24 protein-coding genes are annotated in these 21,816 nt (G+C 64.1%); 9 read left to right on the plus strand and 15 right to left on the minus strand.

Annotation, left to right across the window (positions count from 1 at the left end; genetic code table 11):
* Position 1: 1 nt before the first annotated feature.
* Positions 2–499, minus strand: a complete 498-nt coding sequence (locus NGM28_RS18735; protein ID WP_240064970.1) for a universal stress protein — start codon at positions 497–499, stop codon at positions 2–4.
* 104 nt (positions 500–603) lie between these two features.
* Positions 604–1,545, minus strand: coding sequence for a putative 2-dehydropantoate 2-reductase (locus tag NGM28_RS18740; protein WP_252091089.1), 942 nt, complete (start codon positions 1,543–1,545; stop codon positions 604–606).
* Positions 1,546–1,666: 121 nt separating this feature from the next.
* Here NGM28_RS18740 and NGM28_RS18745 point away from each other — a divergent pair, with 121 nt between their 5' ends.
* A complete protein-coding gene (locus tag NGM28_RS18745; RefSeq protein WP_240064972.1) occupies positions 1,667–2,101 on the plus strand; it encodes a PilZ domain-containing protein in 435 nt (144 codons plus the stop codon).
* Positions 2,102–2,259: 158 nt separating this feature from the next.
* Entirely contained in the window at positions 2,260–3,336 is a 1,077-nt protein-coding gene (locus NGM28_RS18750; RefSeq protein ID WP_011533136.1) for a 3-deoxy-7-phosphoheptulonate synthase, read from the plus strand.
* Positions 3,337–3,393: 57 nt separating this feature from the next.
* Here the strand turns inward: NGM28_RS18750 and NGM28_RS18755 are convergent, their stop codons facing one another.
* On the minus strand, positions 3,394–3,675 hold the full coding sequence (locus NGM28_RS18755) for a GNAT family N-acetyltransferase (protein ID WP_011533135.1): 282 nt from the start codon (positions 3,673–3,675) through the stop codon (positions 3,394–3,396).
* A gap of 500 nt (positions 3,676–4,175) precedes the next feature.
* Between NGM28_RS18755 and oprI the strand changes: the two genes are divergently transcribed.
* Positions 4,176–4,427: an outer membrane lipoprotei OprI gene (gene oprI / locus NGM28_RS18760; protein ID WP_003259780.1), complete on the plus strand. Its 252-nt coding sequence runs from the start codon at positions 4,176–4,178 to the stop codon at positions 4,425–4,427.
* A 130-nt stretch (positions 4,428–4,557) separates the two neighbouring features.
* On the opposite strand, the gene NGM28_RS18765 is transcribed toward oprI, so the two are convergent.
* From NGM28_RS18765 to NGM28_RS18775, 3 genes are all read right to left on the minus strand, one after another.
* A complete protein-coding gene (locus tag NGM28_RS18765) occupies positions 4,558–5,535 on the minus strand; it encodes a L,D-transpeptidase family protein (protein WP_240064973.1) in 978 nt (325 codons plus the stop codon).
* A gap of 105 nt (positions 5,536–5,640) precedes the next feature.
* A complete protein-coding gene (locus NGM28_RS18770) occupies positions 5,641–5,922 on the minus strand; it encodes a hypothetical protein (RefSeq protein ID WP_213660400.1) in 282 nt (93 codons plus the stop codon).
* A 58-nt stretch (positions 5,923–5,980) separates the two neighbouring features.
* Positions 5,981–6,586 (minus strand): arylesterase, encoded by a 606-nt coding sequence (locus NGM28_RS18775; RefSeq protein WP_240064974.1) that lies wholly within the window; start codon positions 6,584–6,586, stop codon positions 5,981–5,983.
* A gap of 10 nt (positions 6,587–6,596) precedes the next feature.
* Between NGM28_RS18775 and NGM28_RS18780 the strand changes: the two genes are divergently transcribed.
* Both NGM28_RS18780 and NGM28_RS18785 read left to right on the plus strand, forming a co-directional pair.
* A complete protein-coding gene (locus NGM28_RS18780; protein WP_240064975.1) occupies positions 6,597–7,280 on the plus strand; it encodes an ABC transporter ATP-binding protein in 684 nt (227 codons plus the stop codon).
* Complete coding sequence (locus tag NGM28_RS18785; protein WP_252091090.1) at positions 7,280–9,787, plus strand: ABC transporter permease; 2,508 nt, start codon at positions 7,280–7,282, stop codon at positions 9,785–9,787. Before NGM28_RS18780 ends, NGM28_RS18785 begins: the two co-directional genes overlap by 1 nt.
* Before the next feature lie 110 nt (positions 9,788–9,897).
* Here the strand turns inward: NGM28_RS18785 and greB are convergent, their stop codons facing one another.
* From greB to NGM28_RS18805, 4 genes are all read right to left on the minus strand, one after another.
* On the minus strand, positions 9,898–10,371 hold the full coding sequence (gene greB / locus NGM28_RS18790) for a transcription elongation factor GreB (RefSeq protein WP_240064977.1): 474 nt from the start codon (positions 10,369–10,371) through the stop codon (positions 9,898–9,900).
* 90 nt (positions 10,372–10,461) lie between these two features.
* On the minus strand, positions 10,462–10,770 hold the full coding sequence (locus NGM28_RS18795) for a hypothetical protein (protein ID WP_011533128.1): 309 nt from the start codon (positions 10,768–10,770) through the stop codon (positions 10,462–10,464).
* Between the two features lie 331 nt (positions 10,771–11,101).
* Complete coding sequence (locus NGM28_RS18800; protein ID WP_240064978.1) at positions 11,102–11,536, minus strand: DoxX family protein; 435 nt, start codon at positions 11,534–11,536, stop codon at positions 11,102–11,104.
* Positions 11,537–11,647: 111 nt separating this feature from the next.
* Positions 11,648–13,054, minus strand: a complete 1,407-nt coding sequence (locus NGM28_RS18805; protein ID WP_252091091.1) for an MltF family protein — start codon at positions 13,052–13,054, stop codon at positions 11,648–11,650.
* A 158-nt stretch (positions 13,055–13,212) separates the two neighbouring features.
* On the opposite strand from NGM28_RS18805, the gene NGM28_RS18810 reads away from it, so the two are divergent.
* The 3 genes from NGM28_RS18810 to NGM28_RS18820 all read left to right on the plus strand — a co-directional run bounded on the left by NGM28_RS18810 (position 13,213) and on the right by NGM28_RS18820 (position 16,041).
* Complete coding sequence (locus NGM28_RS18810) at positions 13,213–14,019, plus strand: TatD family hydrolase (protein WP_252091092.1); 807 nt, start codon at positions 13,213–13,215, stop codon at positions 14,017–14,019.
* Between the two features lie 86 nt (positions 14,020–14,105).
* Positions 14,106–15,584: a methyl-accepting chemotaxis protein gene (locus NGM28_RS18815; RefSeq protein ID WP_252091093.1), complete on the plus strand. Its 1,479-nt coding sequence runs from the start codon at positions 14,106–14,108 to the stop codon at positions 15,582–15,584.
* Between the two features lie 88 nt (positions 15,585–15,672).
* A complete protein-coding gene (locus tag NGM28_RS18820) occupies positions 15,673–16,041 on the plus strand; it encodes an Mpo1-like protein (RefSeq protein ID WP_252091094.1) in 369 nt (122 codons plus the stop codon).
* 105 nt (positions 16,042–16,146) lie between these two features.
* On the opposite strand, the gene NGM28_RS18825 is transcribed toward NGM28_RS18820, so the two are convergent.
* From NGM28_RS18825 to NGM28_RS18835, 3 genes are all read right to left on the minus strand, one after another.
* Positions 16,147–16,944: an acyl-CoA thioesterase gene (locus NGM28_RS18825; RefSeq protein WP_252091095.1), complete on the minus strand. Its 798-nt coding sequence runs from the start codon at positions 16,942–16,944 to the stop codon at positions 16,147–16,149.
* An 81-nt stretch (positions 16,945–17,025) separates the two neighbouring features.
* Positions 17,026–17,784 (minus strand): CHAD domain-containing protein, encoded by a 759-nt coding sequence (locus tag NGM28_RS18830; protein WP_252091096.1) that lies wholly within the window; start codon positions 17,782–17,784, stop codon positions 17,026–17,028.
* Positions 17,785–17,799: 15 nt separating this feature from the next.
* The gene (locus NGM28_RS18835) at positions 17,800–18,078 is read right to left on the minus strand and encodes a hypothetical protein (RefSeq protein WP_011533120.1); all 279 of its coding nucleotides are present in this window, start codon (positions 18,076–18,078) and stop codon (positions 17,800–17,802) included.
* A gap of 158 nt (positions 18,079–18,236) precedes the next feature.
* On the opposite strand from NGM28_RS18835, the gene NGM28_RS18840 reads away from it, so the two are divergent.
* Positions 18,237–19,277: a patatin-like phospholipase family protein gene (locus NGM28_RS18840; RefSeq protein ID WP_240064985.1), complete on the plus strand. Its 1,041-nt coding sequence runs from the start codon at positions 18,237–18,239 to the stop codon at positions 19,275–19,277.
* Between the two features lie 156 nt (positions 19,278–19,433).
* On the opposite strand, the gene NGM28_RS18845 is transcribed toward NGM28_RS18840, so the two are convergent.
* Positions 19,434–21,293: a SurA N-terminal domain-containing protein gene (locus NGM28_RS18845; RefSeq protein ID WP_240064986.1), complete on the minus strand. Its 1,860-nt coding sequence runs from the start codon at positions 21,291–21,293 to the stop codon at positions 19,434–19,436.
* Positions 21,294–21,473: 180 nt separating this feature from the next.
* Positions 21,474–21,746 carry a nucleoid-associated protein HU-beta gene (hupB, locus tag NGM28_RS18850; protein WP_011533117.1) on the minus strand — a complete coding sequence of 91 codons (273 nt, stop codon included), beginning with the start codon at positions 21,744–21,746 and terminating at the stop codon, positions 21,474–21,476.
* Positions 21,747–21,816: the final 70 nt, after the last annotated feature.

Below are 21,816 nucleotides of genomic sequence, written 5' to 3' on the forward strand. Positions count from 1 at the left end.
TTCACCCTTTCCTACGCCCAAGATGTTGGGCAAGCGGCACCATGTAGACCGGCACCGGGGACAGCTGCAGCAGCCGCACCGCCGTGCGACCGATGGGGACGTCCACCCCCGCGCCTGCGCTGTGGCTGCCGAAAATCAGCAAGTCGACCGACAGGCGCTGCGCCTGTTCGAGGATCACCTGTGCCGGGTCGCCCTGACGCACCCGTACCGCACGAATCAGCGCAAGATCGGCCGCCTCACCCAACTCTTCGCGAAAGTTGTCCAGCACCCGCTGCTCGATATTGGCCATTACCGTGTTGACCCCCTCGCTGTGCAAGGCGTCGAGGGTCTGCTCGTCGAGATAGCTCTGCAGGAGGGATTCGGCGAACTGCCCCATCGGCTCCACCGCATGAATGACATACAGCTCTGCGTTGAAGGTCCGCGCCAGCGCCAGCGCGTGCTGCATGACAAAAGGCGCGTACACACCGAGGTCAGTGGCGTACAGCATGGAACGGATCATTCGACCTCCTCGACTGCCGCTGCGGCAGAGCAAGGTTCAGCTTAGCAGCGCGCTGGACTGGCGCCTTGCCGTCCAGCGCGCTGCCGGCGCGGGCTGCGGGAGGGTCAAGGCATGCGATTGCGCCGGTCGACGAACGCCAGCGCCTGGTACAGCGCTTCCATGCGCGACAGGCTGCATCCGGCCGCCCTCGCGCGGGCCAGGGGTTCGCCATAGATCGCCTGCAGTTCCAGCGGCCGCTGCTGGACATGGTCGTGGTGCATGCTCGGCCAATAGTCCGGCATCTGTTCGGTGACACGGAACAAGTGGGCGGCGTACCCCTCCGGCAAATCATGCCCGCACGCCTTGGCCCCCTCGACCACTTCGGCCATCAACGCCTGGATCAGCGCACGGCTGTCGGGGTCATTCATCAAGGGCGTGGTGCTGGCTTTGAGCAGCACCGAAAGACCGTTATAGGGGACGTTCCAGACCAGCTTCTGCCAGCGCGCCTGGTTGAGATCGGCCATGGCCTGGGAGTCGATGCCTGCGGCACGGAACAGCGCGGCGCCCTCTTCCACCACCGCCAGGCCACCCGGCCCGCTGTGATAACCCAGGTTGACCGCACCCAATGCCTGGTGGCGGATTTCCCCGGGGCGCTCCCGGTTCACGCAGATAAAACAGAGCCCACCGAGCAGATGCATGTCCGAACGCAGGGCGGGGCGCAACTGATCCTCCACCCCCAGGCCATTCTGCAGCAACACCACCTTTGCACCCGGCGCCGCCACCTGGACGATCAGTGGCGCCAACTCGGCATTGCTGGTGGCTTTCGCCCCGACCAGCAACCAGTCGCAAGGCGGCATGTCGGTGGCCGAGGCGTAGGCCTGTACCTTGTCCAGCCGTAGCTGGCCATGCACGGCACTGTCGAGTTTCAGGCCCTGGGTGCGCACCACGTCATACTCGCTGCGCAAAAGAAAATGCACATCGAACCCGGCGCGGGCGAGCATCAGACCATAGAAGCCACCAATGGCGCCGCTGCCAATGATGCCGATACGGATATTGCGAGGGACCATGCTGCACTCCTGATCGGGTGTCGTTGTTGTTTGTCCGGTTTTTCTACACGCAAACCCGCCGTTTTTCGATCCCTCACTATACTGGGGCAATGAAGGTCAAATAATCGACACGGAGTCGAGCATGTGCGTATACCTGCCCCATCCTGATGATATTCCTGTCGAACTGGCCCTGCGTCCATCATCCAGCCTCTTTCGTCGTCACCTCTACACCCAAGGCCTGGGCGGCATAGCCTGCAACCAGCCACGTGCTTACCGGCGCGGCACGGCGGTGGAGGTGCTGATGCCCTCGCTGGGGCTGGATGCGCGCTACCCCGGCTATGTCGCCTGGTGCCAGAAGCTCGACGCGGGCTATCGGGTGGGCGTGGCCTTCACCGACAGCCAGGCGCTGTTCGCCGCGCGCATGAGCGAACAGGTATGCCAGATCCATCATTATTGCCAGCAGCAAGTACCCGGCGAGCGGGACAGCGACACCACCCAGCGCCTGGCCGCGCAGTGGGTCGACCAGCACGCCGACGCCTTCTCCGAGGCCAGCCTGCACACGCCCTCGCCCACCTGAGCCCGCCTCGCCTGCAAAAACCCCGTGATTACGGGCCCAGGCCATTGTCGTGCCCCCGCTAACGCGTTAAGGTTCGGGGCTCCCCGCTGCGAACAAACTGCTGCTGGGCCGCACGGGGATTGCTGGCGGCCGGCACCCGTGACCTGACGAGTAACACGATGGCTGATTTACCGATCGATGACTTGAACGTTGCCTCCAACGAGACCTTGATCACCCCTGATCAGCTCAAGAAGGAAATCCCCCTCAGCGCCAAAGCCCTGCAGACCGTGACTGCCGGCCGCGAAGTGGTGCGCAATATCCTCGACGGCAAGGATCATCGCCTGTTCGTCGTGGTCGGCCCCTGCTCGATCCACGACATCAAGGCCGCCCACGAGTATGCCGAGCGCCTCAAGGTGCTGGCCGAAGAAGTCTCCGACACGCTCTACCTGGTGATGCGCGTCTACTTCGAGAAACCGCGCACCACGGTGGGCTGGAAAGGCCTGATCAACGACCCGTACCTGGATGACTCGTTCAAGATCCAGGACGGCCTGCACATCGGTCGCCAGTTGCTGCTGGATCTCGCGGAAAAAGGCCTGCCCACCGCCACCGAAGCGCTCGACCCGATCTCCCCGCAGTATCTCCAGGACCTGATCAGCTGGTCGGCCATTGGTGCCCGCACCACCGAATCGCAAACCCACCGCGAAATGGCTTCGGGCCTGTCATCGGCGGTCGGTTTCAAGAACGGTACCGATGGCGGCCTGACCGTGGCGATCAACGCCCTGCAATCGGTCTCCAAGCCGCACCGCTTCCTCGGCATCAACCAGGAAGGCGGCGTATCGATCGTCACCACCAAAGGCAACGCCTACGGCCATGTGGTGCTGCGCGGCGGCAACGGCAAGCCCAACTACGACTCGGTCAGCGTCGCCCTGTGTGAACAAGACCTGGCCAAGGCCAAGATCAAGCCCAACATCATGGTCGACTGCAGCCACGCCAACTCCAACAAGGATCCGGCCCTGCAGCCGCTGGTGATGGAGAACGTCGCCAACCAGATCCTCGAAGGCAACCAGTCGATCATCGGCCTGATGGTCGAGAGCCACCTGAACTGGGGTTGCCAGGCCATTCCGAAGAACCTCGACGAGCTGCAGTACGGCGTGTCGGTGACCGACGCCTGCATCGACTGGGCGGCCACCGAGAAAACCTTGCGCAGCATGCACGCCAAGCTCAAGGACGTGCTCCCCAAGCGCCAGCGCGGCTGACCGCCACGCAAACGAAAACGCCGGGCAATGCCCGGCGTTTTCATGTGTGAAGCCTGATCAAACCTTGCTCGAGTGGCGCTGCTGGCGCTCCATGTAGCGCTCGACGTAGGAGCAGGACGGAATCACCGTGTAGCCCATCTGCTCGGCATAGGCCAGGGCCTCTTCGGTCAGCGCGGCGGCGATCCCGCGGCCACGCAAGGCATTGGGCACGAAGGTGCGATAGATATCCAGCGTCTGCTTGCCCAGGTCCATGTACGTCAGGTAGGCCCGGTGACCGTCCACGGTGGTCTCGAACTGATGACCCGCCTGGTCATGGTGGATGGTCAGCGTCTCGCTCATCACTACTCCTCGCAGGTCTTGTCGGCAGACCCTTACCTTACCGATGGGGATTATCCGGCGGAGGAACCTCTACGCCACCTGTTGGCCGTTGGACAGCGGGACGATCTGGATCGTTCTGCCGTGCAGGGCACCCTCAAATAGTAGGCGGCGCCTGCAAGATTGCTCAAGCCACCACGTATGAAAATGCTGACAGCAACCTCCCCGATCATGCCCTGGCCAGACAACAGCAACCGGATGTTCTAGGGCTAAGACGCCAGCCGACAGTTAAAGTCACCGTTAGTTCAACAAAAAAGTTCCCGTACTACAATCGCTTGCGAACGCCGCGCAAGATTTTCACACTTTGCTCACAAACCCCGTCGCGCCCCCCATCGCGACATTTTTTTTGCAGTTCTTGCGCTCAGTCAGTTTACTTACTACAAGTAATGGGTACTATGTACGCCGGCCAGTTTCTCTTTTCCGAGAGATGGCTATTTAATAGAAAGTCCTTGAAGGGGAACACGATGAACAACGTTCTGAAATTCTCTGCTCTGGCTCTGGCCGCAGTTCTGGCTACCGGTTGCAGCAGCGTATCCAAAGAAACCGAAGCTCGCCTGACTGCTACCGAAGACGCAGCAGCTCGCGCCCAGGCTCGTGCAGACGAAGCCTACCGCAAAGCTGATGACGCTCTGGCAGCTGCTCAGAAGGCTCAGCAGACCGCTGACGAAGCCAACGAGCGCGCTCTGCGTATGCTGGACAAAGCCAGCCGCAAGTAATAATCCTCACGGATTGTTATGGAGCCGACCCACTTGTGGGTCGGCTTTTTTATTGCCCGAAGAACGCCAGGCCACACAAACAAAAAAGGGCCTGCACTAAGGCAGGCCCTCGAGAGTAGTACGAAATGGCTTACTGCAGTTCGGGCGGAATGCTCGACACGACCGGCGCTCCGCCAGCGGTACCGACCGGCACGGCGATTTCAACGGGCATGCCATCTTCAGCAGCAACCACGTCACGCACCATGTCCCAGTTCATGCGCAAGTTGTTGGCCAGGTCTTCACGCTTGAGCAAGGCGTTGATGACAGCGGTGTGCTTGTCGACCACCGACGGGTTGCCATGGTCGTCCAGCGGCGTGTGCGCCTCGAGATAGACCTTGCCGCCACTGATACCGAATTTGTAGGGCTCGTTGATGATCCGCACCGGCGTACCCACCGGCACCATCTTCGACAGCTCCAGCACATTGTTGTTGAGCATGCGGAAGCAGCCGTGACTGGTGCGCATGCCGATGCCGAACTTCTTGTTCGAACCATGGATCAGGTAGCCCGGCACTCCCAGGGTGAACTTGAACGGGCCCAGCGGGTTGTCGGGGCCTGCCGGCACCACCGCAGGCAGGATATCGCCATCGGCGGCATGCTCGGCACGGATCGACGCTGGCGGGGTCCAGGTCGGATTCGGGGTCTTGGCGGTGATCTTGGTGTTGGCGATTGGCGAGCCCCAACCCTCACGGCCGATACCCAGAGGGAAGGTGTATACCACGCCCTGCCCTTTCGGGTAGTAGTACAGGCGATACTCGGCGAGGTTGATGACGACGCCTTCGCGTGGCCCTGGCGGCAGGACGTAGCGGGTGGGCAGGACGATCTCGGTACCAGCACCCGGCAGCCACGGGTCGACACCCGGGTTGGCGGCGATCATCTCGAGGTAGCCCAGGTCGTTGGCGGTACCAATATCGGCGAAAGTGTCTTCGTACTTGGCCTTGATGGTCTGGACCTGGCCGACGACGTCCTCACCGGGAGGTGGCAACGGCAGCTCCAGCGCAACAGCGGGGCCTGCTACCAGCAAGGTGGCAAGCGAGAGGCTACGGGCGACGGCGGGAAAGCGCGGCAACATCCGGTAAATCCTTCGAAAGTTCAGTCAAGAGATCGATTGTACACCCGCGCGGAAACAAGCGGGAGGCGCAGGCGTCCTGCAAGCGTTTCAGATGATGAAAGGCGCTCAGAGCTCCGGCCACACCGGGCGCATGCCGCGCCGCTGGGCATCGAGGATCGCCTTGCACAGCAGGCACAGGCGATCGTCGCGGTAGATTGTGCGCTCCACCCCCGACCAGCGCGGCTGCGCAGGCAGCAGGCCACCGCACAGGGTACGGTCAACCGGCACGCCCAGCTCGAACTGGCGGGCCGCCAGGTGAATGCGCACTTCCTGGCAGGCGAACAGGTCCAGCTGCTCGTCGGGCTCGATCAGTTGATAAGCGTACAGGGACCAGGCGGGGCGCGGCATCGGGGGCACTCGAAACGGGGGGCGCAACAGTATCTGAAAGCGGCCCCCGATTAAAGCGTCACAACAAGGGTTTTATCGTCGGCCAGGCATTTTCCAGCAAGCGCTGCTGGGCGACCGGCGCCGGGTGGATGCCATCGGCCTGCATCATCGCCGGCACCCCGCCCACACCCTCCAGAAAAAACGGTACCAACGGCACCTGCTTGTCGTTGGCCAACTGCTCATAGACCTGGGCGAAGGCAGTGGTATAGCGCACGCCGTAGTTGGGTGGCAGGCGCATGCCCAGCAGCACGACCTTGGCCCCGGACTCGCGAGCACGATCGATCATCAGGGCAAGATTTTGTTGCAATTGCTGTGGCGGCTGCCCGCGCAGGCCATCATTGCCCCCCAGCTCCAACACCACCAGGCCCGGCTTGTGCGCTACAAGCAGCGCCGGCAGCCGCGCCGAACCACCCGCGCTGGTGTCGCCACTGATCGAGGCATTGACCACCTGGTCGTCGAAACCCTCGTCCTTCAGGCGCTGCTGCAACAGCTCGACCCACCCCTCGCGGGTATCCAGGCCAAAACCGGCGCTGATACTATCGCCGACAACCAGCACGGTTCCGGCCATCGCGCCCTGGGCCAGGCAACACAGGGCAAGCCCGGCACTCAACCACCACATTCGCATCGGATTCTCCATGGGCCCCAGCATTCTCGTTGCGCAGCACCTTAGCAAAGTGGTCCCCAGCGCGGAAGGCGACCTGACCATCCTCCACGCCCTCTCCCTCGACCTCGCCCAGGGCGACAGCCTGGCCATCGTCGGCGCCTCGGGCTCGGGCAAGTCGACACTGCTCGGCCTGCTCGCCGGCCTCGACCGCCCCAGCGCCGGCAAGGTCGTGCTGGCCGGCCACGACCTTGGCCCGCTGGACGAAGACCAGCGCGCCCGGGTGCGCGCCGAGCATGTCGGCTTCGTGTTCCAATCATTCCAATTGCTCGACAGCCTCAATGCCCTGGAGAACGTCATGCTGCCACTGGAGCTGGATGGCCGTCGTGACGCCCGCGAACATGCCCGCACCCTGCTCGAGCGGGTCGGCCTGGGCAAGCGCCTGAGCCACACGCCACGCCAGCTCTCCGGCGGCGAGCAGCAACGGGTGGCGATCGCCCGTGCCTTTGCTGCGCAACCCGCGGTGCTGTTCGCCGACGAGCCCACCGGCAACCTCGACAGCCACACCGGCGAGCGCATCAGCGACCTGCTGTTCGAGCTGAACCAGGAGCGGGGCACCACGCTGGTGCTGGTCACCCACGACGAGCGCCTGGCCACCCGCTGCCGGCGCCGGATCCGCCTGGACGCCGGTCGCCTGGTGGCGCCCCTGGAGCCATGATGACCCGACTGTCTTTCCCGCGCCTGTGCGTCCTGGCCCTGCGTCAGCTGCTGCGCGATGCCCGCGCCAGCGAAGTGCGGGTGCTGTTCTTCGCCTTGCTTGTGGCAGTGGCCGCCAGCACCGCCATCGGCTACTTCGGCGCGCGGCTCAATGCTGCCATGCAACTGCGTGCCAGCGAGTTCCTCGGTGCCGACCTTGTCCTGCAGGGCAGTGCCCCGCCCAGCGAACAACAGATTGCCAGCGGTACCGCACTGGGCCTTAGCCATGCGCGGGTGGTGGAGTTCACCAGCGTGGTCGGTGGCGATAGCGGCATCCAGCTGTCGAGCATCAAGGCCACCGACCCCGCCTATCCGCTACGCGGCCAACTGCGCAGCGCGCCAGCACCCTATGCGCAGGAGACAGTCGGTGGCGGGCCGGCGCCGGGTGAGGCCTGGGTCGAACCACGTCTGCTGGCGGCCCTCGGGCTGGCGCTTGGCGACAGTATCGATGTGGGCATGAAGACCTTGCGCATGACCCGCGTGCTCACCTACGAGCCGGACCGCGCCAACAACTTCTACAGCCTCACCCCACGGGTACTGATGAACCTCGCCGACCTTGACGCCACCGGGGTCGTCCAACCAGGCAGCCGGGTCAGCTACCGCGATCTCTGGCGCGGCGATGTCGAGCCCCTGGCGCAGTATCGCCAGATCACCGAGAACAGTTTGGCGGCCAACCAGCGCTTGCTTGATACCCGTGATGGCAACCGGCAGATCGGCGGCGCCCTGGGCAAGGCCGAACGCTACCTGAACATGGCCAGCCTGGTGGCCGTGCTGCTGGCCGGCGTCGCCGTGGCCCTGTCAGCCTCGCGCTATGCCGCGCGGCGCCTGGATGCCAGCGCGTTGTTGCGCTGCCTCGGATTGTCCCGGCACCAGGCTTTGGGCCTTTATTGCCTGCAACTGGCCATGCTCGGCGTGGTCGCGGCGCTCGCCGGCGCCTTGCTCGGCTGGCTGGCGCAGCTGGGGTTGTTCCACCTGCTCGAAGGCCTGCTGCCCAGCCAGGTACCACCCGGCGGCCTTACGCCAGCGCTGGCCGGGATCGGCACCGGCCTGGTGGCACTGGCCGGCTTCGCCCTGCCTCCACTGGCCGCCTTGGGCCGAGTACCGCCCTTGCGCGTACTGCGCCGCGATCTTCTACCGATCCCTCCCAGCAGCTGGCTGGTGTATGGCGCCGCCCTGCTCGCCCTGGGCCTGATCATGTGGCGCCTGAGCCTGGACTTGCTGCTCACCTTCGCCTTGCTCGGTGGCGGGTTGATCGCCGCCCTGCTGCTCGGCGGCCTGCTGCTGCTCGGGCTACGTAACCTACGCCGCCTTCTGGCCGACGCCCCACTCCCCTGGCGGCTGGGGCTGGGGCAGTTGCTGCGTCACCCGCTGGCCGCCGCCGGCCAGACCTTGGCCTTCGGCCTGATCCTGCTGGCCATGGGGCTGGTCGCCCTGCTACGCGCGGAACTGCTCGACACCTGGCAGGCACAATTGCCCAAGGACGCCCCCAACCATTTCGCCCTGAACATTCTCGCTGACGATCGCCAACCCTTTACCGAGCGCCTGGCGCAGATCAACGCCACTTCCGCACCGCTGTACCCGGTGATACCCGGGCGCCTCACGCACATCAACGATCAACCGGTTCGTCAGTTGGTAAGCAAGGAGTCAACCGGCGAGCGCGCCATCCAGCGCGACCTCAGCCTCACCTGGGCCGCCGAGCTTCCCCAGGGTAATGCCCTGAGTGCCGGCACCTGGTGGCAACAGGCACCTTCCAGCGACCAGGTGCCTGGCGTCTCCGTGGAGGCAGAGCTGGCCCAGAGCCTCAAGCTGCAATTGGGCGACCTGCTGACCTTCGATATCGGCGGCCAGCAACGCCAGGCACGCGTCAGCAGCCTGCGCACAGTGCACTGGGACAGTTTCCAGCCGAACTTCTACATGATCTTCCAACCCGGCACCTTGCAGGGACTGCCCGCCACCTACCTGACCAGCTTCTACCTGGCACCAGGGCATGACCAGGAAGTGGTGGCCCTGTCACGCGCCTTCCCGGCAGTGACCATCCTCCAGGTCGATGCCCTGCTCGCCCAACTGCGCAGCATCCTCGCCCAGGTCACCCTGGCGGTGGAGTACGTGCTGCTGTTCGTGCTGGCGGCCGGGCTGGCGGTGTTGTTCGCCGGGCTGCAGGCGACGCTCGACGAGCGTATCCGCCAGGGGGCGCTGCTGCGCGCGCTGGGGGCCACGCGACCGCTACTGGTCAAGGCGCGGCGCATCGAGTTCGGCCTGCTCGGGGCGGCCAGCGGCGTGCTGGCCGCACTGGGCTGCGAACTGATCACCTGGGCACTGTATCGCTATGCCTTCGACCTGCACTGGGCACCGCACCCGTGGTTACTGCTGCTGCCAGTGGCTGGCGCGATACTGGTCGGCGCTGCCGGTGTAATCGGAACGCGCCGGGCACTCAATGCCAGCCCGCTGGCGGTGTTGCGGGAAAGTTGAGGCTCACCTCTGTAGGAGCGGCTTCAGCCGCGATTGGACATCGCGGTGCCCGGCACCCGCTTCGCGGGTGATCGCGGCTGAAGCTGCTCCTACAAAGGTCGCGCCAAGCTCTATGGGTTGTAACTGATGGTGTTGACATACCAGGTGGCCTCGCCCGTGGGCGTATGCACGACCACTTCGTCGCCCTCCTCTTTCTTCAGCAGGGCACGGGCCATGGGCGAATCGATGGAGATGTAGTCGTTGCGCCCATGGATCTCGTCATAACCGACGATGCGGAACTTCAGTTGCTCGCCGTCGTCGTTCTCGATCTCGACCCAGGCCCCGAAGAACACCTTGCCTTCCTGTTGCGGTGAATAGGCGACGACCTTGACGTCCTCCAGGCGCTTGCGCAGGTAGCGCACGCGACGATCGATCTCGCGCAACAGCTTCTTGTTGTACTGGTAGTCGGCGTTCTCGCTGCGATCGCCAAGCGATGCCGCCCAGGCCACCTTCTGGGTGATTTCCGGGCGATAGACGCGCCACAGATGGTCGAGCTCCTTCTTCAGGGCTTCATGACCTTCCGTTGTGATGATGTTGGTGCTCAACGACTGTCTCCTCAGTGCATCCGCGGCAGGCGCCAGGGCGCCCACCGAGTGACCGAGCTTAGCGAAAAACGCGTGGCGGCGACATGCCGTTCAAGGGCGCGTGATCAGGCCTTGGCGAGCGATGCGGGTCAGTTGGCCGATGACTTCGGCGGCATCTTCGGCCGCAGGGGCTGGGATCACGGCCAGGTCGAAGCGGTCGTTGCCGTACTGATCGAGCTGATCGCAGGTATCGGAGAACTGGATGAGGAAGGCACAGGCCTGGCCTTTGCGGCGGGAGAAACCGTCGAGATTGCGCAAAAGCGTGGGTTGATGCTGGCCGCCGAGCAGGATGCGCGGGGTGCGGGAGGCCTGATTCTTGGCCAGGGGGGTCAAACAGACACTGGTACGTGGGCAACTCATGGAGTCTCTCTCCGCCTCGCTGAACCCGCTGGGCAGCGGTGGGAGGCGTCACCGAACCAGCGCTTTAGCGGTATTTCGGATGACCCACCGGGGGGCTTCTCCCGCGCCCCGCAAGTAGCTGTTTAAATCGGCGCAGTCCGTATGCTAGAGGCTGAAGCTTCAAGTTACAAGTGGATGTTCAAACGTAATCGCGGGGCAAGCCCGCGCCCTGCGCGACCACGCCGGCCTCAGCCTTGCACCGTCTCTGTAGGAGCGGCGTTAGCCGCGATCATCCGCGAGGCACCGCGTCGGCTGCATCGCGGCTAAAGCCGCTCCTACACAAGACCCTGCATCAACGTGCGATGAGGCGGTCCAGCGACAGGCGGCCAGCACCTTCGATCAGTACCGCGACAGTCCCTGCAAGCAGCGCCAGGGCGAACTCATAACCGTTGTTGGACATGAACAGGCCGTTGCCGATATGCACCGAGAAGATCGCCACGACCAGGGTCACGGTCAGGGCCAGCGCCGCCGGGCGGGCCAGCAGGCCGACCACCAGGGCCAGGCCGCCGAAGAACTCGGCGCTACCGGACAGCAGGGCCATGAAATAGCCTGGCGCCAGGCCGATGCTTTCCATCCACTGGCCGGTGCCTTCGAGGCCGTAGCCGCCGAACAGGCCGAACAGTTTCTGGGCGCCGTGGGCCATGAAGATGACGCCGACCAGGATACGCACGACGCTCAGGCCGAAACCGGCGCGGGTGGCAAACAGGGCTTTGAGGGAGTTGTTCATTTCTTGCTTCCTTGGGTGAGCAGGTGTGTGTTGGATGAGCGCCATCTTAATCAAATCAACAGATAAGAAAACCGCAAATAATGCGACTTTAAAATCGATTAATTCGATTGATTAGCGCTTTGCCACCCGCTCGAGCGACGCCCGCTCGCGATTGAACGCCAGGAAGTACTTGTTCACGCTGTTGACGAAGTTCACCGGCCCCATACCCACCTGCTCCATCGCGACACGCTCGGTCTGGAAGAACCATTGGTTGCCGTTGAGGCCGCGCCGCCGCGCCTCGGCGCGCATGGCCTGGACCCGCTCCGGGCCGAGGTTGTAGGCCGCCAGGACGAACGCCATGCGCTCACGCTCGTTGAGCTGGGGGCTGGCGAAAAAGCGACGGCGGATCATGGCCAGGTAGCGCGCACTGGCCTGGACATTGCCGTCGACCGTGGCGGTGTTGCCGACCCCGACACGCTTGGCTGCCGACGGGGTGATCTGCATCAGCCCATGGGCACCACCCATGCCCCTTGCGGTGGGGTCCAGCGTCGATTCCTTGTAGGCCAGGGCCGCCAGGTTGAGCCAGTCGATCTGCAAGTCGCCACCATGCTTCTGCAGCACCGGGCGCAAAGACGCCAGGCGCTGGCGGTCCTTGCTGGCCAGCGGGTTGTGCACCCGGTACTGGCGCCGGTAGATGCGCTCGAACGCGGCATCCTGGTTCTCCGGCGCCCGGTAGCTGGCCAGGAAGCGATCGACTGCGGCCTTCAGTTGAGGCGCGTCGCGCCGTACATACCAGCGCATGGCCCCGGGTTGCGCCAACGCCACCTTGCTGTCCAGGCGCAGGCGCGGCATCACCCGCGCCCAGCGCTGGGCGATCGGCCGCTCGACCACGGTCAGCGGGTAGATGCCGGCCTGGACCATTTCCAGCACATCCTCTACCGCCAGGGTCGGGTCGACCCACTCCACCTTGATCGGCGCCCGCTTGCGCAATTGCAGCTGCTGGTTGATGACCTGGATCGCCGCCCCTGCGGCGCTGGCGCTGGTCAAGGCGATGGTGCGCCCGGACAGCTGCTCGACATGGCTGTAGCTCCGGTCGCCTTTGCGCCCGACCAGCAGCAAGGGCACCTGGTCCACCACCGGCGCACTGGCCTCAACGCCCAGCACCTGGGTCGGGTCGAGCAGTTCACCTGGCGCCGCCAGATCCCCCTCGCCACGTTGCAAGGCGCCGATCAGTTGCTCCTTGGCCCGCGGAATGATCTTCAAGCGGATATCCTGCCCATCGGCAGCGCGAGCGTTGAGGGCGTGCTCAAGCGACCTCAACCGATAGTATTCGACGCCCACCGGCTCGCCCTTGACCTCGCCGGAGCTGTTACGGCTCTGGTTGACCAACACCCGCAGCACCTTGCTTGAGCGCACCTGTTCCAGGTCGCGCACCTGGCTGGCCGGCACATGCTGCTGAGGCCCCGGCTGGGCGGCATGGGCTGGCCCGACCGTGATCGTCCCGGACACCAGAAACGTAATCAGCAAGGTTCGCAGCATGGGGGAAAGGGTCCGAATGGGGTTGGCGAGCACCATGTGCTGTGATCGATCCTTGATAAATGGCTGCAAAAGACAACGGCAAACGTTTGAAGTTCTTGAATTTTCCGCGTTTTCCCGGTTTTTGCTATGCTGGCCGCCCCGCGGCACGAGGTAGCAACATGCAACTGATCGATATCGGCGTCAACCTGACCAACAGCAGTTTTCACGACCAGCAAGCAGCGATCGTCGAACGCGCCGTGCAGGCCGGCGTGGCGCAAATGGTTCTCACCGGCACCAGCCTGGATGTGAGCCATGCGGCACTCGAACTGTGCCAGCAGTTGGATGAGACCGGCCAACGCCTGTTCAGCACCGCCGGTGTGCACCCCCACGACGCCAGCCACTGGAACACCGACAGCGAGCGGCAGCTGCGCGACCTGCTGGCGCAACCCAGGGTCAGGGCCGTGGGTGAATGCGGCCTGGACTTCAACCGCGACTTCTCCCCTCGCCCCCTGCAGGAGAAAGCGCTGGAAGCCCAACTGGCCTTGGCCGTCGAACTGCGCCTGCCGGTATTCCTCCATGAACGCGACGCCAGCGAACGCCTGCTGGCCATCCTCAAGGGCTACCGCGACCAGCTACCCGCCGCCGTGGTGCACTGTTTCACCGGTGAGCGCCAGGCGCTGTTCGCCTACCTGGACCTGGACCTGCATATCGGCATCACCGGCTGGATCTGCGATGAGCGTCGCGGTACTCACCTGCACCCGCTGGTGGGCAACATCCCGGCAGGCCGCCTGATGCTGGAAAGCGACGCGCCGTACCTGCTGCCACGCAGCCTGCGCCCGAAACCAAAGAGCGGCCGCAACGAACCGGCCTTCCTGCCCGAAGTGCTGCGCGAGGTGGCACTGCATCGCGGTGAAACCGTCGAACACACTGCGGCACACACCACGGCCTGCGCACGTGCCTTCTTTGCTCTGCCTGAGGTTTCTTGACGCATATCAAGAAGGATCCTGGCCTTGGCGGGCACAATGATGGCACCTTGCCAATAATGTTTCCGCCAACTCAGAGAAGACCTACCATGGGTGCCTGGCTTAGCAATATTTCCCTGAAGTACAAGTTCTGGGCTGTCAACGCGGTGGCATTCGTCACCACCCTGATGCTCGTGCTCTACGCCGTGTACCTGGAGCAACAGGCCCGTGCCAGCGGCGTCGAGGCCCAGGTGCAGAGCCAGGCCCAGCTGCTGGCCGCCTGGCCAGCCGGGCAGCCCCTGCCTACCCAAGGCAACCTGGTCACCTGGCGTACCGGCCAGACCCCCACCTTTGCCGGCGAACCGCTGGAGGCCCTGCGCGACGCCCAAGGCTGGGTCGCCCTGCCCAGCGCCTGGATCCTCGGCGACAATCCTCTGTTCGGCGCCCAGGTGCTTCGCCAGGGCGACCAGCACCTGGCCGTCCTCGCCCAATCGCCGAGCCTGCGCCAGGTCTACTTCGATCGTTTCAGCAACTATGCGGTGTGCGTGCTGATCCTGATGCTGGCGATGCTGTGCGCCTCGCAGTTGCTGATCCGCTTCCTGCTCAGCCAGCTCAACACACTCAAGGACGTGATGCTCCACGTCGAAAAAACCGGTGATCTCTCGGCCCGTGTACCGCTGGCCTGTGGCGACGAGGTTGGCCAGATGGCAGGGGCCTTCAACGCCATGCAAGCCACCTACCACCGTGTGGTCAGCACCGTGGCGCGCACTGCCGCCCAGCTCGACTCGGGTGCTGCGCGCCTGGCCGGCAGCATGAGCGAAGTGCGCCACGGCATGATCGGCCAGCAGAGCGAGACCGACCAGGCCGCCACGGCGATCAACGAAATGACCGCCACCGTGCACCACATCGCCCAGCATGCCGGCGCCACCCGCGACCTGTCGCAGACCGCCGACACCCTTGCCGGCAGCGGCCAGGCCGTGGTCAGCCGCGTGCAGGACTCGATCGCCGGCCTGTCCAGCGGCGTGCAGCAGACCGCCGAGATGATCCGCCAACTGGCCGACGACAGCCAGAAGATCAACGGCGTGGTCGGGGTGATCCACAGCATCGCCGAACAGACCAACCTGCTCGCCCTCAACGCGGCCATCGAGGCGGCCCGGGCCGGTGACCTGGGCCGTGGTTTCGCCGTGGTTGCCGACGAAGTGCGCAACCTGGCCAAGCGCGTGCAGACCTCCACCGATGAGATCACCACCATGGTCGCCGACTTGCAGGCCGGCACCCGCGACGCAGTGGATTTCATGCAGGAGAGTTCGTACAAGGCCAACGATTGCGTCAAGCAGGCCCGCGAGGCTGGGGAAGCCCTGGCCGAGATCACCAGCGCAGTGGCGCAGATGCGCGAGAGCAATACCCAGATCGCCGTGGCGGCCGAACAACAGAGCCAGGTCGCCGAGGAGATGAACCGTGCGGTGGTGAGCATCCGCGATGTCACCGAAGAAACCGTGCAGCAGACCGTGGGCTCGGCCACTACCAGCAGCGAACTGGCCACCCTGGCCGGCGAGCTGAACAAGGCGATCGGCCAGCTCAAGCTCTAGGCCATGCTATAGCCATCATAGCCAGCCTCGATTGGCCCCCACCCGGGGGCCGCACTAAGCTTTGGACATCCTTGTGAGGAACCTGTCCATGAGCAAACGACTGCCCAACCTGCCCGCCTGGCAATGGCGTGGCTACCACCACAACCACCGCCACCCGACCAACCTGGTCCTGCACCTGATCGCCGTGCCGCTGTTCATCCTGGGGGCGCTGCTGGTGCTGTCGGGACTGTTCGCTCTCGAGCTGTCGCAGATTGCCGTGGGCATCATCGCCCTGATCGCCGGCCTGGGCCTGCAGCGCCAGGGGCACCGCCTGGAGGCCGAACAGCCCGAACCGTTCGCCAACCGCAAGGACGCCGAGCAACGACTGTTGACCGAGCAGTTCATCACCTTCCCGCGGTTCGTTCTAAGCGGTGCCTGGTGGCGAGCATGGCGTGAACGGCACAAGCACCGGCATTGATCTGTAGGAGCGGCTTTAGCCGCGATCACCCGCGAAGCGGGTACCAGACCGCGTTGCCGGCATCGCGGCTAAAGCCGCTCCTACAGAGGACGTGAGCACCCGCGCTCAAGCGAAAACGGTCACCGTCTGCCGGCTCAACGCCAGCAACTCCCCTTGCGCCGTCCACAACGCCGCCGCGGCATGCCCGTAGCCATCGCGCGCATGCTCGGTCTCGACAACATAACGGCACCAGTCCAGGGTCGACAGCGTGGGCATGGGCTGAATGAACTCGATGGTCCAGGTCAAGGTACTGCCGGCAGCAGGCTGCTTGAGGAACGGCATCAGGCTTGGCGGCCAGGCATCGACCAGCGCCAGCAGATGCGCCACCTCCACCGGCCCCTCGGCCACATCGCGCAAGCGCACCCAGCCCCCCATGTACCGCGAGTCGTTGCCACTGAACGGCAGGCCTCCCATCGCCCAGCGCAATGCCACATGGCGCATGAACTCGGGGGTCACACCCTTGATATAGGGCAGCTCAGGCGCCGATTGCTCCAGCGGCTTGATGGCCATGGCCGGCTGCGCCTTGACCGCGACCACCGACGGGCGCCCGGCACCGAAGCTGCCCTGCACCAAGGTCACGACCTGGCCATCCTGCACTGCACGCCCAAGCAACGTGCTGACCGCCTTGCCCTCGCGCAGCACTTCGACTTCAAGACTGATCGGCACATCCGGTGCCGCAGGGCCGACGAAGGTGATGGCCAGCGATCGCACCGGGCGATCATCCACCAGCTTCTGGCGCATCGCCTCATGCACCATCGCCGCCATCAGCCCACCGAATACCGCCCTCCCCTGCGCCCAGCTGGCGGGCACGCTGACCGCCTCGGGGTGCGCGCGCGCCGCCGCTATCAAATCAGTGAAGTTCATGCCCCGGGCTCCTGCGCAAAAGTCTCGATCTTAACCAGCGGCCGCTTCGGCGGCAGCCCGCATATCGGTCATTTGCAGCGGCTATCGGCGCGCCAGGGCCTCGCGCAGCGCTTCGAGGGTGATGTCGGAGCGGCGCTCGGCTGCATGCAGCTCACGCTCCCAGGCCACCTTGCAACCGGCCAGATCGCTGTGTTCGCGAACCTGCAACAACCACTGCACACGGTCGTGCCAGTCGCCCAGGTCGCCCTGTGCGCGCTTGAGCAACCGTTGCAGCGGCCTGCGGGCATGCTCGAGTTGCGGGTAGGCTTCGTCGCCGTAGCGCACCCGTTTGATCAGCAGGCGCAGGCGATGGCGATCGTGGGCCGGGTCTTCCAGCGCCTTGCCAAGCGTGCGCCACTGCTTTTCCAGGCGCTTGTCGATGCGCCGCTGGAGATTCTTCACCAACCCCTCACGGTCCGCCGCCCGCAGAAACAGCGGAAACGCGTCCAGGATCGCCAGCACCCGCGTTAGCTGAGGGCTTGCCGCGACACTGGCGAAGGTACGCGCCCTGCCCTCCAGGCGACGCTGCCCCGCCTGCAGGTGGCCATGCTCGATCAGTTGCGCCGCCAGCACCTCGCGATCCCGTAGCGGTGTCGTGAGCGTACCCAGCGACGCCGTGGCGCTTTCCAGTTGCTCGACACCCGGGAGTTCGCGCAAAGGCCGCAGCAAGCTGCGCAGACGGCACAAGGCGATGCGCAGGTCGTGCAGCGCCTCGCTGTCGGTATCCGCGGCCAAGCGCTCGCGGCAGGCCAGCAGGCGTACGTTGAGGGCCAGCACCTGGGAAACCACATGGTCGAGCATGGCGCCCTCCTCGGATCAACGTCCGGCGCGAGACTCACGAATGTAGAACCGTGCCTTTTCGGCTTTGCGGGTGCAGCCCTCGAAGCCTTCGAACTGCTGCTGGGTCTTGGCGCCGGTCAACAATGACAGCGCCTTGGAGTAACTGACGGTGCCGGCGAAACCTTCGGCCTTGGCCAGGTCCAACTCCTTCCAGGCGGCATCGAGCTGCGTCGCGCAGCTGTCACGGTAGGCCGTCTTGCCCGCGCAGCCCACCAGGGCCAGGGCAATCAGAGGAAGGGTGATCCAAGCTTTCATCGGTGATACCTCAAGGCTGTAAGACATAGATGGCCGTTCGACGGCAAAGCAAACGAAAAGTGCCCTGCTCAGCGTAGTCCAGCGCGGGCTACATTGAAGCACAGGTGGCAATGGGTGCATTGTAGGACCATGGTGGCACAAGCCCGGGGGGGAAAATCATGAGCAAACGCGTGGCACTGGTACTTGGCTCGGGCGGCGCACGGGGGTACGCGCACATCGGCGTGATCGAGGAGATCGAGCGGCGCGGCTATGAAATCGGCTGTATCGCCGGCTGCTCGATGGGCGCCGTTATCGGCGGTATCTATGCCGCCGGCAAGCTCGACGAGTACCGCAGCTGGATCGAGAGCCTGGACTACCTCGACGTGCTGCGCCTGGTCGATGTGAGCTTTCGCCTGGGCGCCATAAGGGGCGACAAGGTGTTCGGGCAGATCCGCAAGATCGTTGGTGAGATCGACATCGAACAATTGCGCATTCCCTACACAGCGGTGGCCACCGACCTGACCAACCAACAGGAAATCTGGTTCCAGGAAGGCTGCCTGCATCAGGCGATGCGCGCCTCGGCGGCGATCCCCAGCCTGTTCACCCCTGTGGTGCAGGGCAATCGGATGCTGGTCGACGGCGGCATTCTCAACCCGTTGCCGATCGTTCCGGTGGTGTCCAGCCACTGCGACCTGATCATCGCGGTCAACCTCAATGCGACTAACCAGAAGCAATACCAGTTGCCAGTGATCGAACGCCCGGCAGCGTTCAAGATGCGTTTCGACTCGTTGATCAGCTCGCTCGGCTCGCGCCTGCCGTTCCGCCGCAAGCCGGCCGAGCAATTGATGCGCATCGAACAGGAGATCACCGTGGAGAGCCTGGCGCCCCCCAACCCTTGGCTGGGCGAAAGCGCCGAGCCCGAAGGCCAGCAGCCGGCAGCGGCACCGGAAAGCGAGGGCGCCCCGAAGTCGGCCACGGGCTCTTTCATTATCGACAACGTTGGCCCGGCCTCCCTGCTCGACCTGATCAACCAGAGTTTCGAGGTGATGCAGACGTCGTTGGCGCAGTACAAGATCGCGGGTTATCCACCCGATGTGCTGATCAACGTGCCCAAGCGGGTCTGCCGGTTTTTCGAGTTCTACAAGGCGCCGGAGTTGATTGCCCTGGGGCGGGAAATTGCGCGGGATACGCTGGATGCCCATGAGGGGCAGCGACGCTAGTCACGTACGTGTAGGAGCGGCTCCAGCCGCGAACACCGGCGCAGCCGGTGCCAGATACCGCGTCGACCGCATCGCGGCTGAAGCCGCTCCTACAGGCAGAACGCCCGGAAACGAAACAGGCCGCATAAGCGGCCTGTTTCGTGATCAGCGCACCACTCAGTAGCGCGTGATGTCGGCACTGCCTTCGAGCAGCTTGCGGTAGGCTGCAAAGTCCTGCGAACCGGCACGCGAAGCGAGGTAGCGACGAATCTGCGCCTTCTCCTCGTCGGTGGCGGCGGCGCCTTCGTTGACACCCTTGAGCTGCAGCACAACCAGGCTGCCATCGCCCAGCACCACGCTGCCATACACGGGCTTGTCCTTGGACTCGGGCTTGGCCATGCGGAACACTGCCTGCAGCTCGGCCGGGTCGATAGCGTCCTGACCGCGGGTCGCCGCTTCCTGGACCTTCCAGTTCTGGCTGGCGGCCTTGACCGAGCCATCACGCAGGCCGGCGATCAGCTTGTCGGCCTTGGCCTTGAGTTCGGCGGTTGCCTTCTCCTTGGCCAGGTGCTGGCTGATGTTCTTGGCCACGGCCTCCAGCGGCAACTGTTCAGGCTTGCGGTGCTCCTTGACCCGCAGTACCACCACGGTCTCCGGATCGAGCTCGATGCCATTGCTGTTGGCGCTCTCTTCCAGCACCTGCTCGCTGAAGGCTGCCTGGATCACCGCACGGTTGGCAGTGATACCTTCGCCGCCTTCACGGCCGAACGCTGCGGAGGTCTGCACTTTCAGGCCCAGGTCCTGGGCTGGCTGCACCAGGTCGGATGCCTCGAATGCCGCATCCTCGAGTTGCTTGGTCGCCTCGACGAAGCGCTGCTCCACTTGCTGGGTCTTCAGTTCGTGGGTCAGCTTGTCCTTCAGGCTGGCGAAACTCGGTACGTCAGGCGCCTGGACGCCCAGCAGCTTGACCAGGTGATAGCCGAACTGAGTGCGCACCGGGGTGGACACCTGATCCTTGTTCAGCTTGTACAGCGCGTCCTCGAAGGTCGGGTCGTACACACCTGGACCGGCAAAGCCAAGATCACCGCCTGCATTGGCGGAACCCGGGTCCTGGGAGAATTCCTTGGCCAGCTTGGCAAAGTCCTCGCCCTTTTCCAGGCGTTGCTGGATTTCCTCGATGCGGGCCTTGGCCTGGGCATCGGTGGTCTTGTCATTGACCTCGATCAGGATGTGCGCGGCATGGCGCTGCTCGCCGAGGTTGGCGATTTCCTTCTCGTACAGTGCCTTGAGCTCGTCGTCGCTGACCTTGACCTGGTCGAAGAAGGCCGACTTCTTCAGCTCGATGTAGTCGATGACCACCTGGTCGGGGGTCATGAACTCCTTGGCGTGCTGGTCATAGTGCGCCTTGACTTCCTCGTCGCTCACCTTGACCGCGGCCGGATCGGCCTTGAAGGTCAGGGCGGCGAAGTCACGGGTCTGCTTCTCCAGACGAGCGAAGGCTTCGACCTGCTTGTCGGTGACGAAGCTGCTGCCGGCCAGGCCGGTGCGCAGTTGGCCGATGAGCATTTCCTGAGCGAGCATCTCGCGGAACTGCATACGCCCGTAACCCATCTGGCGGATGACCGAGTCGAAGCGCTCGGCGCTGAACTTGCCATCGACCTGGAATTCAGGTGTCTGCAGGATCAGTTGATCCAGCGCGGCCTCGGAGAAAGCGAACTTGGCATCTTCGGCGCCCTGCAACAGCAGCTTGCGATCGATCAGCCCCTTGAGCGCGGCTTCGCGCAGCATCTTTTCGTCCAGCAGCGCAGGGTCGAAATCCTTGCCCAGCTGTTGCATCAGCTGGCGGCGCTGCATGTCGACGGCCTGGCTCAGCTCGTTCTGGCTGATGGTCTGGCCGTTTACCTTGGCGGCGTCCTGGCTATGGGTGGCGGCTTGGAAGATGGCTTCGAAGCCGGTCAACGCCATGAGCACGACGATGAGGCCAATGATGGTCTTGGCAATCCAACCTTGTGAATTGTCCCTGATATTCTGCAGCATGCGTCCCCCAGAAACGGCTGTACCACTGCGTCGACAACCGCGGAGCGTGGGTAGAATCCTGATAGAAGAAAGGCGCATCCAGTGGATGCGCCTTTTCGAAGCGAGCGTGCCAGCGGGAACGTTTGCGACCCGCCGTCACGCGGTCGGCTCGTTGAAGCCCGAGCCGGCTGAAGAGACGACTTAGTTGACGGCGTCTTTCAGGCCCTTGCCAGCCTTGAAGCCTGGAACCTTGGCGGCAGCGATCTTGATCGCCTTGCCGGTTTGCGGGTTGCGACCGGTGCGCTCTGCGCGCTCCTTGACCGAGAAGGTACCGAAACCAACCAGTACCACATCGTCACCTTGCTTCAGGGCGCCGGTGACGGATTCGATGACTGCGTCCAGCGCACGGCCGGCTACAGCTTTCGGGATGTCAGCAGATGCGGCGATAGCGTCAATCAGTTCCGACTTGTTCACTCTAAGTCCCCTTATTTCTCTATTGAGTTTGTTTCTAAGTATGTAATGAAAAGCTTATGAAACGAGCGCT

This window comes from Pseudomonas sp. MWU13-3659 (assembly GCF_023757525.1).
GTDB classification, from domain to species: domain Bacteria; phylum Pseudomonadota; class Gammaproteobacteria; order Pseudomonadales; family Pseudomonadaceae; genus Aquipseudomonas; species Aquipseudomonas entomophila_E.

Coding starts and splice junctions, on each gene's coding strand:
- NGM28_RS18735 (WP_240064970.1), bottom strand. CDS start 499: ATGATCCGTTCCATGCTGTACGCCACTGACCTCGGTGTGTACGCGCCT.
- NGM28_RS18740 (WP_252091089.1), bottom strand. CDS start 1,545: ATGGTCCCTCGCAATATCCGTATCGGCATCATTGGCAGCGGCGCCATT.
- NGM28_RS18745 (WP_240064972.1), top strand. CDS start 1,667: ATGTGCGTATACCTGCCCCATCCTGATGATATTCCTGTCGAACTGGCC.
- NGM28_RS18750 (WP_011533136.1), top strand. CDS start 2,260: ATGGCTGATTTACCGATCGATGACTTGAACGTTGCCTCCAACGAGACC.
- NGM28_RS18755 (WP_011533135.1), bottom strand. CDS start 3,675: ATGAGCGAGACGCTGACCATCCACCATGACCAGGCGGGTCATCAGTTC.
- oprI (WP_003259780.1), top strand. CDS start 4,176: ATGAACAACGTTCTGAAATTCTCTGCTCTGGCTCTGGCCGCAGTTCTG.
- NGM28_RS18765 (WP_240064973.1), bottom strand. CDS start 5,535: ATGTTGCCGCGCTTTCCCGCCGTCGCCCGTAGCCTCTCGCTTGCCACC.
- NGM28_RS18770 (WP_213660400.1), bottom strand. CDS start 5,922: ATGCCGCGCCCCGCCTGGTCCCTGTACGCTTATCAACTGATCGAGCCC.
- NGM28_RS18775 (WP_240064974.1), bottom strand. CDS start 6,586: ATGCGAATGTGGTGGTTGAGTGCCGGGCTTGCCCTGTGTTGCCTGGCC.
- NGM28_RS18780 (WP_240064975.1), top strand. CDS start 6,597: ATGGGCCCCAGCATTCTCGTTGCGCAGCACCTTAGCAAAGTGGTCCCC.
- NGM28_RS18785 (WP_252091090.1), top strand. CDS start 7,280: ATGACCCGACTGTCTTTCCCGCGCCTGTGCGTCCTGGCCCTGCGTCAG.
- NGM28_RS18795 (WP_011533128.1), bottom strand. CDS start 10,770: ATGAGTTGCCCACGTACCAGTGTCTGTTTGACCCCCCTGGCCAAGAAT.
- NGM28_RS18800 (WP_240064978.1), bottom strand. CDS start 11,536: ATGAACAACTCCCTCAAAGCCCTGTTTGCCACCCGCGCCGGTTTCGGC.
- NGM28_RS18805 (WP_252091091.1), bottom strand. CDS start 13,054: ATGCTGCGAACCTTGCTGATTACGTTTCTGGTGTCCGGGACGATCACG.
- NGM28_RS18810 (WP_252091092.1), top strand. CDS start 13,213: ATGCAACTGATCGATATCGGCGTCAACCTGACCAACAGCAGTTTTCAC.
- NGM28_RS18815 (WP_252091093.1), top strand. CDS start 14,106: ATGGGTGCCTGGCTTAGCAATATTTCCCTGAAGTACAAGTTCTGGGCT.
- NGM28_RS18820 (WP_252091094.1), top strand. CDS start 15,673: ATGAGCAAACGACTGCCCAACCTGCCCGCCTGGCAATGGCGTGGCTAC.
- NGM28_RS18825 (WP_252091095.1), bottom strand. CDS start 16,944: ATGAACTTCACTGATTTGATAGCGGCGGCGCGCGCGCACCCCGAGGCG.
- NGM28_RS18830 (WP_252091096.1), bottom strand. CDS start 17,784: ATGCTCGACCATGTGGTTTCCCAGGTGCTGGCCCTCAACGTACGCCTG.
- NGM28_RS18835 (WP_011533120.1), bottom strand. CDS start 18,078: ATGAAAGCTTGGATCACCCTTCCTCTGATTGCCCTGGCCCTGGTGGGC.
- NGM28_RS18840 (WP_240064985.1), top strand. CDS start 18,237: ATGAGCAAACGCGTGGCACTGGTACTTGGCTCGGGCGGCGCACGGGGG.
- NGM28_RS18845 (WP_240064986.1), bottom strand. CDS start 21,293: ATGCTGCAGAATATCAGGGACAATTCACAAGGTTGGATTGCCAAGACC.